Origin of the sequence: Phytohabitans rumicis, from assembly GCF_011764445.1 — a bacterium.
GTDB classification, from domain to species: Bacteria; Actinomycetota; Actinomycetes; order Mycobacteriales; family Micromonosporaceae; genus Phytohabitans; species Phytohabitans rumicis.
Map to the genome: position 1 here is coordinate 5,377,874 of NZ_BLPG01000001.1, position 13,056 is coordinate 5,390,929.

Consider the following 13,056-nt stretch of genomic DNA (forward strand, 5'->3'; position numbering starts at 1 on the left):
CGGCGTCATCGTGAAGGATTTGGGTCGCTGGGACGACACGGATCCTTCACGTTCCCTGCGGACGCGTCCTTGATCGGCGGACCCGGGCAGGGTGTTGCGCTCCGCGTCGAGCCGGACGTGAGGCGGGTGGATCTAGATTCGTTGCCGTACCGGGATCGCGTCGGTCATGTCGGATACATCCGGCGCGGAATTCCGCCCCTGCTCGCCCTGCTCGCGTCGGTGGACCAACAGGGCGCCTGCTGGTACGAAGTGCCCGGCCCGGGGCCCACGCCGCCGTCGATCAAGGACTTCTGCGTCGATCAAGGGCATACGGTCGTGGATCAGAGATCAAACCACGACCGTATGCCCTTGATCGACGGGGTGGGGTGGGTCAGGCGGGGCGGGCAGGCGGGGTGGGGTGGGACGACAGGGCAGGCGACGTCGGGGGTGGGTGGGTGGAGGCCAGGGCGCTCGCCGCTTGGCTTTCGCAGGTGAGCGCCCTGGGGTCTGGGGTTACACCAGACGGATGGCGGTGCAGAGCCAGGCGCCGCGGCGCCGTTCGAGGCGGTAGGCCAACGCCCAGGTGCGCTCGGCGAGGGCCAGCGCGGCTGCGACCTCGGCGACGCCGGGGCGGGGCTCGCACACGCGTATCTGCTTGAGCTGCACGAACGCGCTTGGCCGGCGGATCGATCTGGCCTGCTGCCGGGCGCGGCGCAGCGTGTCGGCACGGTCCAGGCAGGCGGACACCTGCTCCACGACCATCTCGGTGTCGACCTGGCCGGCGAGGGGCGTACGTGGCTGACCGGACGGTAGCCGTTGAGGATCTCCAGGATCATGTCGAGGAAGCGCCGTGCCGCCCGGCGGGCTTCGGGTGAGGCGGCGACGGGCGCGGGTGGCGGGGCGGCCGGGGTGGGCATGCGACGCCGGACGCCGCCGTCGAGTTGGAGGGCCAGTTGCAGGCTCCAGGGCTGGGGCGGCGCGGCCTCGTCGTCGTACGGAGGGTCGAGGGCGGGAGCGGGGCGGAGCCGGATGGCCGGGCGGACTTTGGCGATCATGCAATCACCTCGATCTTGAGTTTGCCTTCGTTTGCCTCCGTTAGCCTTTAGTTTGTAGACATGCAAACGGCATCCGTCAATGGGTTGCCGCGAAACTGACCCCCACCCGCGTCGATCAAGGACTTCGTCGTCGATCAAGGGCAAACGGTCGTGGTTTGGAGATCAAAGCACGACCATTTGCCCTTGATCGACGCAAAAGAGGGCGCGAAGGGCGCAAAAGACGGAGCGCAAGAGGGCGCGAAGGGCGCAAAGAGGGCGCAAGAGAGGGCGGAGGGTGGGCTAGTCGACTAGCGGGTTGGTCTGGACCCATTTTGCTGTCTCGGTGTACTTGCGTTGGATGTACTCCTCTAGCTTGGCCCGTTCGACCCGCCACTGGCCGCGCCCGCCGATCTTGATTGCGGGCAGCTCGCCGCTGCGCACCATGTGGTAGACCTGCGAGTCGGTGACGTTCAGCTCGGCCGCGACGTCCGACAGCAGCAGGAAGCGGGGCTCACTGCTTCAGTTTGCCATCGACTGCTTGAGAGTCCACCGTACGGCCTGCGAGTGGGCTGGAGTAGACGACGCTGGTGGTGACCGCGCCGAGCCCGCTGATCCGTCCGTTGACCTCTTCCAGGTGGCGCATCGAGCGGGCCACCACCTTGAGCACGAAGCAGTCCTCGCCGGTCACGTGGTGCGCCTCGATGATCTCGGGGGTGGAGTCGAGCAGCGCGTGGAACGGGCGGTAGTTACCGGTCGGGTAGCGCAGGCGGACGAACGCGAGGATCGACAGGCCCACCCGCTCCGGCGAGACGGTGGCCCGGTAGCCCGCGATCACGCCGGACTCTTCCAGCCGGCGTACCCGTTCGGTGACCGCGCTCGGCGACATCGCGACCGCGCGGGCCAGGTCGGCGAAGCTCATCCGGCCGTCGCGCTGCAGGGCCTCCAGGATCCGCCAGTCGGTCTGGTCGAGCACCGGTGATTCAGCGGTCATCCGAGCACAATAACGGTGATTCAACGGCATGTGGAGCCCAGCGCCGGGGAACGCCTCTCAGAAAGCCTAGCCCCGGGTCGTACCGTAAAGATCATGACTGACGCCGTGAGCTGGTTCGAAGCGAAGCTGGCCTTCCAGACGGACGTATCGGACGTCCACGAGGCCCTGGAGAAGCCGGACCCTGGCTTTGTCCTCATCGACACCCGCGACCTGGCCGCCTGGCGGCAGGGCCACATCCCAGGCGCCGTGCACCTGCCCCGGCGCATGATCCCGATCAAGGCGGCCCGGCTGCTCGACCGGGACGTGCCGGTGGTGACGTACTGCTGGGGGCCGGGCTGCGACGGGGCCACCAAGGCCGCGCTGGAGCTGGCCCGCCGGGGCTACCAGGTCAAGGAGATGATCGGCGGGATCGAGTACTGGATCCGCGAGGGCTTTGCGGTGGAGACCGCGGACGGGCTGGTGACCAGGCCGGCCGACCCGCTGACCGCCCCGGTGCAGAGCTGATCAACTAGAGGGTGTAGTACATGGGAGCGTGTCAGAGCAGCTCATCCGGGTGTACCTGCCGGCGACGATGCCGATGCTGTCCAGCCTGCGCGCTCAGGGCCAGATCGCGGGGGACGAGGCGCACGCGGTGACGCCCGCCCTCCGCGAGTGGTACGCCGAGGGCGACGAGGAGGAGCTGGAGTACGTGGCGTTCACGCGCGCGGCCCAGGGCGCACTGCGCATGCTCCGGCACGATCCAGACGCGCCCCGCCAGCGGGTGGTCGTCTCGGCCGACGTGCCCTCGAACGCGGTGACCCGGGACGACCAGGAGCTGGGCTCCAGCGCCGTGCGCATCCAACGGCCGGTCGAGCTCGCCGCGGTGGCCGCGATTCACATCGACGGTACGGGCGCGGTCGACGACGTCTCGGCGGCCGCCGAGGTGGTGGAGGAGGCCCAGGCCGGGGACCCGGACGCGCAGTTCACCGTGGATAGCGCCGAGGACCACGAGCTGGAGTGGTACGACATCTCCGAGCTGGAAACCCTTACTTAGCGCGGGGAAGCGTACGGCCGAACGCGATGATCGTGGCGATCGCGCCGACGAAGAGCACGACCAGGGCGTTGTTGAGCCGCGAGCTGTCCATCATCTGCTGGGCCGTGGCGTCGGCCTCGCTCACCGAGCCGGCGAGGGCGAGCACGTCGCCGCCCAGCGTACGGATGATCACCTCGGCCGCGATCAGGAGCAGGCCGGGGCCGGCGCCGGCGATGGCGTAGGCGGGCCAGCGCGGCGGCTGGTCCGGGGTGCGGCGGGCGGCGCGGCGCAGGTAGACGTATGCGGCCACGCCGGCCGCGATGCCGGTCACGACCGCGATGGTCAGCGCGGACCAGCCGGAGGCGCTCAGCCGCGAGGACGGGTCGTCCCCTTCGCCGTAGAACGACATCAGCGTGGGCTTGAAGTTGTCGAGCACCTGCTCGACCGCGAAGACCACCAGGCCGGCGGTCACGATCGCCCCGACCACGCCGCGGGCCCGTACGCCGGCGAGCGCGCCGCCCGCGGTGACCGCCGCGGCGAGCGTGCCGGCCAGGACCGTGCTGGCCTCGCCGCCGCCGTAGCTGGACACGATCGCGACGGCGGCCAGGACACCGACGACCAGGCCGGAGCCGACGGCCACGGCGAACAGCAGTGGCCCGCGCAGCCGGCGCAGGAGCTGGGATACGGCGAGGCTGACCGCGGCGCCGGCGACGAGTCCCGCCGAGATCACCGTGGGCAGCGCCATCGCCGCGGACGTGATCGCCAGGGTGCCCTCGCCGGACGTGATCTCGGCGTGCGAGGACCACATCATGGCGGCCAGCCAGGCCAGGGCGATCACCGCCAGGATGCTCGCCCCCGGAGCGGTATCACTCTCGGCCGGCCGGGCCGGCGCGGCAACAGTCTCAGTCATCCAGGAGCCTCCCAGGGCCAGAAGACAACTTCACAGCGTACGGCCCGGAACATGTAAGGATGGAACCAGGTCCAGACCCTGACAGGAGCCCATGATGGACGCGGTCTTCGCCGTACCCGAGCCACGCAACGAACCGGTCCGCAACTACGCCCCCGGCAGCGCCGAGCGGGAGAGCCTGCGGCGGCGGTTGGCGGAGTTGGGTGCCGAGCGACTCGACCTGACGATGACCGTCGACGGTCAGCAGCGCATGGCGGGCGGGGCGGCCATCGAGGTCGTGCAGCCGCATCGGCACCGGCACGTGCTGGGGGTCACCCACAACGCAACCAACGCGGATGCTGTGTCGGCGGTGACGGCCGCGAAGAAAGCCGCACCGATGTGGCGCAGCCTCTCGTACGCCGATCGGGCCGCGATCTTCCTCCGCGCGGCCGATCTGCTCGCCGGGCCGTGGCGCGACACGTTGAACGGCGCTACCATGCTCGGCCAGTCGAAAACGGTGTACCAGGCCGAGATCGACGCCGCGTGCGAGTTCATCGACTTCCTGCGTTTCAATGTCCACTTCGGACAGAAGCTGCTCGGCGAGCAGCCCGTGTCGTCGCCGGGCGTGTGGAACCGCTTCGACCACCGCCCGCTCGAAGGCTTCGTGTACGCCATCACGCCGTTCAACTTCACCGCGATCGCGGGTAACCTGCCGGCCGCGCCCGCGCTGATGGGCAACACCGTGGTGTGGAAGCCGTCGCCGACGCAGCAGTTCGCGGCCCACTTCACGATGCGGCTGCTGGAGGTGGCCGGCCTCCCGCCCGGCGTCATCAACATGGTGACCGGTGACGGCATCGCGGTGTCCGAGGTCGCGCTCGCCGACCCCGACCTGGCCGGCATCCACTTCACCGGCTCCACCAAGGTCTTCCAGCACCTCTGGCAGACGGTCGGGCAGAACATCGGCGGCTACCGGTCGTACCCGCGGCTGGTGGGCGAGACCGGCGGCAAGGACTTCGTGATCGCCCATGCCAGCGCGGACCCGGATGCCCTTGTCACCGCGCTGGTCCGCGGCGCGTTCGAGTTCCAGGGCCAGAAGTGCTCGGCCGCCTCGCGGTCGTACGTGCCGCGGTCGCTGTGGGAGGCCGGCCTGCGCGACCGGCTCGCGGCCACCGCGGACTCCCTGGCGTACGGCGACGTCACCGACTTCGGCAACTTCGGCGGGGCGGTGATCGACGACCGGGCGTTCGCCCGGCACGCCGCCGCGCTGGACCGGATCAAGAACTCGGACTCCTGCATCGTCATCGCCGGCGGGACGGCCGACGACAGCGAGGGCTACTTCGTCCGCCCGACCGTGGTGGAGTGCACCGACCCGGAGCACGAGGTGTTCACGACCGAGTACTTCGGGCCGATCCTGAGCGTGCACGTCTTCGACGACGCGCGCTTCGAAGACGTGGTCAAGCAGGCGGAGAGCGCCGCGCCGTACGCCCTGACCGGGGCGATCTTCGCGACGGACCGGCGGGTGGTCGACTGGGCCTCGCAGGCGCTGCGGTACGCGGCCGGCAACTTCTACGTCAACGACAAGCCGACCGGCGCCGTGGTCGGGCAGCAGCCGTTCGGGGGCGCGCGGGCCAGCGGCACCAACGACAAGGCCGGCTCGTGGCACAACCTGATCCGCTGGACGTCCCCGCGGACGATCAAGGAGACGTTCGTGCCGCCGACCGATCACACGTACCCCCATATGGGTTAGGGCAGCGCCACCGACACGATGCGCGGGAGTAGGAACATCCGCTCGTCCTCGCGGAGCTGGCACCACGCGGAAAGCTTGGGGCCCTCCAGGTCGAGCGGCTCGATCACGCGCTGCGACGGATAGCCGCCCGAATCCGTGTAGGTGATCTCCACTGGGGTGCCCTCGCTGATCGCGTTCACCAGGACCAGGCGTTCGTGGCCGGTGAGCTGCGGGGCGTAGTCGCGCACCGCCTTCGCGACGCCGATCGGCGTGGGTCGCGGGCCGGCCGGCGTGCTGACGGGCGCGGCCAGCAGCCGCCGCGCAAGCTCCAGGGGGTCGGCCGATCCTCGGGTACGCGGTTCCGCCACGCGGCGTGGCGCGGCGACCCGCTGGCGGGGCACCCGCTCGACCGCGGCGGCCCCCTGCGCGTCCTCGCCCGCCGGTGCGTAGCCGGCGGCGCGCAGGGCGGCGAGCGTCTCGGCCACCGGCTTCGCGCTGGCGAGCACGGTCGGGGCGAGCACGCTCAGCCCGAGTGGCCGCAGCGCCCGCGCGCCGGCGATCTCGGCCAGCAGCGCCGGGTCGTCCGCGCGCAGCACGCAGGCGACCGGGCGGACCCGTACCTGGCCGTGCTGGCGCCCGACGTCCCGGATCAGATACTCCAGCGCCTGCGGCAGCGCGCCGGCCACGGCGACCGCGCGCAGCCCGGCCAGCAGGTCGTCCGGGGCGTGGCCGGCGTCCAGGGCGGCCCGCACCGACGCCGCGGAGAACCGCCACGTGGTGGCGCCGCCGCTCGACTCGCGGACCGCGGCCGCGTCGAGCAGTTCGGCGAGGGCCGCCGCGGGGGTGCCGGGGACGAGGGCGGTGAGGTCGTTCTGGAACACCGCCTCCCCGACGGCCGGCGGCAGCAGGGTCGTCGCGGCCGCCGGCAGATCGCCGTCCGACAGCAGGGCCCGGCCGAGCGCGGTCAGCGCGCCGTGGGCGACGGCGCCCACCAGGTGCGCCTCCCGCCACAGCCCGGGCAGGAACTGCTCGTCGTCCTCCGGCGAGCCGACCAGCATCGGCAGCCGCCAGCGCAGCACCTCCGCGAGGTCACCCGTCGCGCCCTGCCCGTCCGGCAGGTCGGCCGCCGTCTGCAGCAGCGCGGGCCGCAGGTCGTACGCGGCGAGCCCGAACGCGTCCCGGGTCAGCGCGGCGCCGGTCGTGGCCAGCGGGGTGGCCGGCAGGTGCAGCCAGGCGCGCAATAGCGGCACCAGACGGTGGGCCGGGTCGGCGGCGCACCACGCGTCGTACCCGTCCGCCGGCAGCGCCCGCAGCTCGGACATGCCGATCAGGCCGGCCGCGTACGCGAGCTCCAGCCACAGCCGTACCTCCGGCTCGCCGCAGCCGACGGTCTTGGCCAACCGCTTCAGCTCGCGGCTGCCCACGCCGCCGGCCTTCAGCAGCGCGACGGGCGCGGCCGCGACGGCGGCCAGCAGCGCGGACGCCTGCTCGACCGCGGCGGTGGCCGCGGCGGCCGCCTCCCGGTGGACGGACGCGGGCTCGACGGCGGTCACCGCCGGGGTGGGCGGCTGCGGCTCGAACGGCGCCCGCCAGTCCGGCCCGCGCAGCGCCATGCCCACCTCGCTGGGCATGAGCGCGTGCTGCCAGCCGTCGGCCACGAGCAGGCCGTGGCGCAGCGCCCAGGCGACCGGGCCGGTGGACGGCTGCCCGTAGAGCCCCATGATCACTAACGGGCCGTCCCAAGCGATCTTGGAGAGGAAGTCGCGCGCGTCGGCCGGTGCGGACGCGAGCACCGATCGCACGCGTTCGCCGTCAGCGAGCGCGCCGCACACGTCGGCCACGACCGTCGCCCGGGTACGCCCACGGGCCAGCCCGAGCGCCCCGGCGATCTCGCGCAGCTCGCTCACCTGGGCGCCCTCGAGCAGCCGGCGGGCCGGCGGGCCGAGGCGCAGCGGATGCTCGAACGCCGCCCACAGCGGACCCGCCATGCGCAGGTCCTCGCCGTCCGGCCAGACCAGGGCGCGCTGGGCCAGCACCTGGAGGGTGGCGGCGAGCTCGGGGTCGTCCGGCTTGCGCCCCACCGCCGCGGCGACCTGGTCGAGGCTCACCTCGGGCCCGCCAAACGCCTGGATGACCTCGATGAGCTGCAGCGCGGGCAGCGGCAGCCCGCCGGCCGCCGCCACGACCGCCTCGGTGTCCTGAAGCCGGCCGGCGAGCCCGGTCAGGCTGGACATCGGCGGGCCGGAGAGCACGTCGGGGCGCCGGGTCAGGATCGCCGCGAGGTCCTCGGCGGGCAGGGACGCGAGCCATCGCACCAGGGGGAGGTCACGGGTTTTCACCCTCCCGCAGTCGACGATCGATTGCCAGTCCCCGGTTCGTGCCAACCCCGTGTCGGGTCGGATCGGCGAGGGTCCCGCCGGCCCTAGCGTCGATCGCATGGACGCGCTGTTGGACGGCCGCTACCGGCTGGACGGGGAGATCGCGCGCGGCGCGATCGGCGCCGTGTGGCGTGCCGTCGACACCGTCACCGGGGAGCGGGTGGCCGTCAAGCTGCTGCGTCCGGAGGTTGCCGACCAACCCGAGCTGGTCATGGGGTTCCGGGCCGAGGCCGAGTTGCTCGCCGGGATCGAGCACCCGTCCATCGTGCGGCCCCGGGCGTACGTCGAGCGGCCGGGCGTACGGGCCATCGTGATGGACCTCGTGGAGGGCGAGGACCTGCGCCGGCGGGTACGCCGGGACGGGCCGGTGCCGCCCGCGATCGCCGCCAACCTGGTCGCCCAGGTGGCGGACGCGCTGGCGTACCTGCACGAGCACGGCATCGTGCACGGCGACGTCAAGCCGGGCAACCTCGTCATCCCCGCCGACGGGCGCCCGGTCAAGCTGGTGGACTTCGGCGTGGCGTGGCGGCTCGCGGACCCGCCGCCGTCGTCCATTCACGCCACCCCGGAGTACGCCGCGCCCGAGGTGGTCGCCGGGGCGGCCCCGTCCCCGACCGCGGACGTGTACGCGCTCGGCATCGTCCTGTTCGAACTCCTGTGCGGTCGCAGCCCGTTCCGGGGCGGCGGGCCGCTGCAGGTGCTGCGCCGGCACGGCATGTGCGCCGCCGTGCCGCCGCCCGGGCTGCCGCCGATCGTCTGGCCGGTGATCGAGGAGTGCCTCGCCGCCGACCCGGCGCGCCGGCCGGACGCGCGGCTCGTCGGCGCCCGGCTGCGTGGCGTGGAGCCGGCGCTGGACGGCGCGCCGTCGCTGCCCGCGCTCAGCGCCGAACAGATCACGTGGTGGCCGCGGCCCGCCGGAGCGGCCGCCGCCGTGGCGCGTGTCACGTGGGTGCCGCTGCGGGCCGCGCCGGTGTCGCCCGCGTCGGCGTACGTCGGCCGGATGGTGTCCATTCCGGTCGCCGGGGTCGGCCCGTCCATCGAACTGGGCGCCGCGTACGGCACCGCGAGCCCGTGGCCGGGCGCCACCACCGATCCGCTTCCCGTGCCGGGTGCCATGACCGATCCCATCCCCACCCAGACTCCCGCGCCGGTTCCCGTACCGGTGGTACCCCCGTCCCCCGTGCGGGGCCGGCGCGGGGCACTGATCGCGACCGCTATTGGTGCCGGGATTGTCTTGGCGACGGCCACTGTGGGCGGTCTGCTACTCGCCGGCGGGGGCTCCCCGGGCGGTACGCGACCCGCCGCGCCAGTCCCTGCAACCACTCCAGCACCGACGGCGACTCCCTCCACTGTGGCCCCATCCATCATGGAGCTTCCTACCGAGATGGCCGAGTGGCCCGGTATCGGGGACGTACTACCGACCCCGCGCCGGGTAAGATGATCACCAGATGTGAGCGGTTCGCTACCCGTCCTCACCGGACTGTCGGGCACGGACAGTGCACAGTGGAGCAGATCGCCTCGCGGATCACGCGAAATCCTGGACGTGAGGGCGACAAAGTGGCAGCGTGGAGGGTATGGCAGAAACAGGAATCAACCCCACCGCAGCCGCTCTGCTCGGGCTGCTCCACGAAGGACCCATGACGGGCGGTCAGCTGATGTCCGCCGCCGAGCGCCGGCTCGGGCCGTTCTGGTCGATGACGCGTAGCCAGGTTTACCGCGAGTTGCCCGCGTTGGCGGATCAGGGGTTCGTCCGGCTCGGCAAGCCGGGGCCGCGCTCCAGCCAGCCGTACGCGATCACGGCGTCCGGCAAGCGGGCCTTCGCCCGGTGGCTGGCGGAGTCGCCCGGCCGCGACGCGGTGCGCAATCCGGTCGCCCTGCGGGTGGCGTTCGGCGAGCAGCACTCGGCCGGTCAGCTCAAGGAGCTGTACTCCGGCGCGACCGAGTACCACACCCAGGCCCTCGCGGCGGCCCGGGAGCAGTCGAAGGAGACGAAGAAGGACGGCGACAACTACGGCTCGGCGGCCCTGGAGTTCGCCGTGGCGTACCACAAGGCGGCGCTGTCGTGGCTGAAGGCGGCACCCGGAGCCTAGGGCCTGTGTCGCGGCTCCGGCCCTCACCGCGACGCGGGCCTTGAGCGCGTATCGTTAAGCGTTGTGACTGCTGCCGACTTCCCCGACCAGCTCAAGGCCCTCGACGCGACCCTACGCAGCATCGAGGCCGTCCTCGATGTTGAGAAGCTGCGCCGGGACAAGGCCGAGCTGGAGGTGGCGGCGTCCGCGCCGGACCTGTGGGACGACCAGGCCCGCGCGCAGCAGGTCACCTCGAAGCTGTCGTACGTCAATGGCGAGATCTCCAAGCTGGAAAGCCTGCGTCGCCGGCTCGACGACGCGCACGTGCTCCTGGAGCTGGCCGAAGCCGAGGACGACCCGGGCGTGGTCGCCGAGGTGGGGGTGGAGCTGGCCGCGCTGCACAAGGCCATCGAGGAGATGGAAGTCCGCACCCTGCTCTCCGGCGAGTACGACTCGCGGGAGGCTCTCGTCGCGATCCGCGCCGGTGCCGGCGGCGTGGACGCGGCCGACTTCGCCGAGATGCTGCTCCGGATGTACCTGCGGTGGGCGGAGCGGCACGGCTACCCGACCGAGGTGTACGACACGTCGTACGCCGAGGAGGCGGGGCTGAAGTCCGCCACGTTCGCCGTCAAGGCGCCGTACGCGTACGGCACGCTGAGTGTCGAGTCGGGCACGCACCGGCTGGTGCGGATCAGCCCGTTCGACAACCAGGGGCGCCGGCAGACGAGCTTCGCCGGGGTCGAGGTGCTGCCGGTCGTCGAGCAGACCGATCACATCGACATCCCGGAGAACGAACTGCGGGTCGACGTCTACCGTTCGTCGGGCCCTGGTGGACAGAGCGTGAACACGACCGACTCGGCGGTACGGATCACACACATTCCCACCGGCATCGTGGTCACCTGCCAGAACGAGAAGTCCCAGTTGCAGAACAAGGCGTCCGCGCTGCGGGTGCTGCAGGCCCGGCTGCTGGAGCGCATGCGCCAGGAGGAGCAGGCCAAGATGGAGGGCCTGCGGACTGACGCTGCGGGGTCGTGGGGTGACCAGATGCGTTCGTACGTCTTGCATCCGTATCAGATGGTGAAGGATCTGCGTACAGAGCAGGAGACGGGCAATCCGGCCTCGGTCTTCGACGGCGATCTCGACGACTTCATCGAGGCCGGTATCCGCTGGCGCAAGCGCCGGGAGCTCGCCGACGAGGCGGCCTGACGGGGATTCGCCGTGCGACCACTTTTACGGCAATGTGCGCGAACCCGTCCAGGCCGGACTTGGCTATCTAGTTACACCGCGTAGACTCTCGACCCGTGATTCAGCTCGAGCACGTCACGAAGACGTACCCCAAGGCGTCCCGGCCATCCCTGGACGAGGTGTCGTGCGGGATCGAGAAGGGCGAGTTCGTCTTCTTCATCGGTCCCTCCGGCTCTGGCAAGTCCACGATCATCAAACTGCTGCTGCACGAGGTCACCCCCAACCAGGGGAAGGTCGTCGTCAACGGCCGGGACGTGACAACGATGCGGTCCTGGAAGATCCCCCACTTCCGGCGCTCGATCGGCTGCGTCTTCCAGGACTTCCGCCTGCTGCCCAACCGGACCGCGTACGAGAACGTCGCGTTCGCGCTCGAGGTGATCGGCAAGACCAAGGCGGTCGCCCGTCGCGTGGTCCCCGAGGTGCTGGAGCTCGTGGGCCTCGGCGGCAAGGAGCACCGGTACCCGCATGAGCTCTCCGGCGGTGAGCAGCAGCGCGTGGCGGTGGCGCGGGCCTTCGTCAACCGCCCGCTGATCCTGCTGGCGGATGAGCCGACCGGCAACCTCGACCCCGACACATCTATCGAGATCATGCGCCTGCTGGACCGGATCAACCGGACCGGCACCACGGTCGTGATGGTCACCCACGACTCCAACATCGTCAACCAGATGCGGCGCCGGGTCGTTGAGATCGAGAGTGGCCGGATCGTCCGCGACCAAGCGCGCGGCGTCTACGGCTGACCCACCGACCTAACCCCCAGCGAAGGAACCCCCGATGCAGCGCGCTAAGTACGTCCTGTCTGAGGTCATGGTCGGGTTGTGGCGCAACGTGACCATGACGGTCGCCATGATCATCACGATGGCCGTGTCGTTGACCATGCTGGGCGCCAGTGGCCTGATGTACCTCCAGGTCAACAGCATGAAGGACTTCTACTACGACCAGATCGAAGTGGCGATCTTCCTGAACAACGACGTCACCGACGCACAGCGCGCCAGTCTGGACAGCGCGCTGCGCGGTGACCCGCTGGTCGCCGAGGTCATCTACGAGGACAAGGCGAAGGCGCACGAGAAGTTCAAGGTCATGTACGCCGACGCGCCTGACCTGGTCAACGCGGTCAAGCCGGACCAGTTGCCCGAGTCCTTCCGGGTGCGGTTGAAGAACCCGGAGCAGTTCCAGGAGATCAACCAGAAGTACCAGAACAGCGAGGGCGTCGAGACGATCGTCGACCAGCAACGGCTGCTCGACAAGATCTTCAACATCCTCGGCTCGGTGCAGAACATGGCCCTGCTCGCCGCGACGGTCATGGCCATCGCGGCTCTGCTGCTGGTCGGAAACACCATCCAGGTCGCCGCGTACAGCAAGCGGCGCGAGGTCGCCGTGATGAAGCTGGTCGGCGCGTCCAACTGGTTCATCCAGGCGCCGTTCGTGCTCGAGGCCGTGGTGGCCGGCACGATCGGCTCGATCCTCGCCTTCGCCGGGCTCGTCGTGGGCAAGATGTTCCTGCTCGACGGCTCGCTGCGCGACCTCACCGAGCTGCTGACCCCGCTGGGTTGGAGCGAGGTGCTCCTCATGTTTCCGCTGATGGCCGGCGTGGGCAGCCTGGTCAGCGCCGTCACCGCCTGGGTCACGCTGCGCTTCTACCTGCGCGTCTAGCTACCGTCACGCATCGTTACCGCGGATCGCCGGTCCCGTGTTGGGGCCGGCGATCCGTTTTGTGCTGTTGGGACGATTGTGAGGGG

13 protein-coding genes are annotated in these 13,056 nt (G+C 71.0%); 8 read left to right on the plus strand and 5 right to left on the minus strand.

Annotated elements, in window-relative coordinates; translation table 11 throughout:
- Positions 1–492: 492 nt before the first annotated feature.
- The 3 genes from Prum_RS51825 to Prum_RS24325 all read right to left on the minus strand — a co-directional run bounded on the left by Prum_RS51825 (position 493) and on the right by Prum_RS24325 (position 2,004).
- A complete protein-coding gene (locus tag Prum_RS51825) occupies positions 493–735 on the minus strand; it encodes an Rv3235 family protein (RefSeq protein WP_246278068.1) in 243 nt (80 codons plus the stop codon).
- Between the two features lie 578 nt (positions 736–1,313).
- Positions 1,314–1,514, minus strand: coding sequence for a helix-turn-helix domain-containing protein (locus tag Prum_RS24320; RefSeq protein ID WP_173084101.1), 201 nt, complete (start codon positions 1,512–1,514; stop codon positions 1,314–1,316).
- Between the two features lie 10 nt (positions 1,515–1,524).
- Positions 1,525–2,004, minus strand: coding sequence for an Lrp/AsnC family transcriptional regulator (locus Prum_RS24325; protein ID WP_173078583.1), 480 nt, complete (start codon positions 2,002–2,004; stop codon positions 1,525–1,527).
- A 93-nt stretch (positions 2,005–2,097) separates the two neighbouring features.
- Between Prum_RS24325 and Prum_RS24330 the strand changes: the two genes are divergently transcribed.
- Positions 2,098–2,508: a rhodanese-like domain-containing protein gene (locus tag Prum_RS24330; RefSeq protein ID WP_173078584.1), complete on the plus strand. Its 411-nt coding sequence runs from the start codon at positions 2,098–2,100 to the stop codon at positions 2,506–2,508.
- A gap of 28 nt (positions 2,509–2,536) precedes the next feature.
- Positions 2,537–3,037: a DUF6912 family protein gene (locus Prum_RS24335; RefSeq protein ID WP_173078585.1), complete on the plus strand. Its 501-nt coding sequence runs from the start codon at positions 2,537–2,539 to the stop codon at positions 3,035–3,037.
- Here Prum_RS24335 and Prum_RS24340 read toward each other — a convergent pair.
- Positions 3,030–3,926: a hypothetical protein gene (locus Prum_RS24340; RefSeq protein WP_173078586.1), complete on the minus strand. Its 897-nt coding sequence runs from the start codon at positions 3,924–3,926 to the stop codon at positions 3,030–3,032. The genes Prum_RS24335 and Prum_RS24340 overlap by 8 nt on opposite strands.
- Before the next feature lie 94 nt (positions 3,927–4,020).
- Here Prum_RS24340 and pruA point away from each other — a divergent pair, with 94 nt between their 5' ends.
- A complete protein-coding gene (pruA, locus tag Prum_RS24345; protein ID WP_173078587.1) occupies positions 4,021–5,649 on the plus strand; it encodes an L-glutamate gamma-semialdehyde dehydrogenase in 1,629 nt (542 codons plus the stop codon).
- On the opposite strand, the gene Prum_RS24350 is transcribed toward pruA, so the two are convergent.
- Complete coding sequence (locus Prum_RS24350) at positions 5,646–7,943, minus strand: helicase-associated domain-containing protein (RefSeq protein ID WP_173078588.1); 2,298 nt, start codon at positions 7,941–7,943, stop codon at positions 5,646–5,648. The two genes, pruA and Prum_RS24350, sit on opposite strands and share 4 nt — an antisense overlap.
- Before the next feature lie 121 nt (positions 7,944–8,064).
- Between Prum_RS24350 and Prum_RS24355 the strand changes: the two genes are divergently transcribed.
- The 5 genes from Prum_RS24355 to ftsX all read left to right on the plus strand — a co-directional run bounded on the left by Prum_RS24355 (position 8,065) and on the right by ftsX (position 12,970).
- Positions 8,065–9,447, plus strand: a complete 1,383-nt coding sequence (locus tag Prum_RS24355) for a serine/threonine-protein kinase (RefSeq protein WP_173078589.1) — start codon at positions 8,065–8,067, stop codon at positions 9,445–9,447.
- A gap of 133 nt (positions 9,448–9,580) precedes the next feature.
- Entirely contained in the window at positions 9,581–10,096 is a 516-nt protein-coding gene (locus tag Prum_RS24360) for a PadR family transcriptional regulator (RefSeq protein ID WP_173078590.1), read from the plus strand.
- A gap of 63 nt (positions 10,097–10,159) precedes the next feature.
- On the plus strand, positions 10,160–11,281 hold the full coding sequence (gene prfB, locus Prum_RS24365) for a peptide chain release factor 2 (protein ID WP_173078591.1): 1,122 nt from the start codon (positions 10,160–10,162) through the stop codon (positions 11,279–11,281).
- 95 nt (positions 11,282–11,376) lie between these two features.
- Positions 11,377–12,057 carry a cell division ATP-binding protein FtsE gene (gene ftsE, locus Prum_RS24370; RefSeq protein WP_173078592.1) on the plus strand — a complete coding sequence of 227 codons (681 nt, stop codon included), beginning with the start codon at positions 11,377–11,379 and terminating at the stop codon, positions 12,055–12,057.
- A gap of 34 nt (positions 12,058–12,091) precedes the next feature.
- Positions 12,092–12,970: a permease-like cell division protein FtsX gene (ftsX, locus tag Prum_RS24375; RefSeq protein ID WP_173078593.1), complete on the plus strand. Its 879-nt coding sequence runs from the start codon at positions 12,092–12,094 to the stop codon at positions 12,968–12,970.
- Positions 12,971–13,056: the final 86 nt, after the last annotated feature.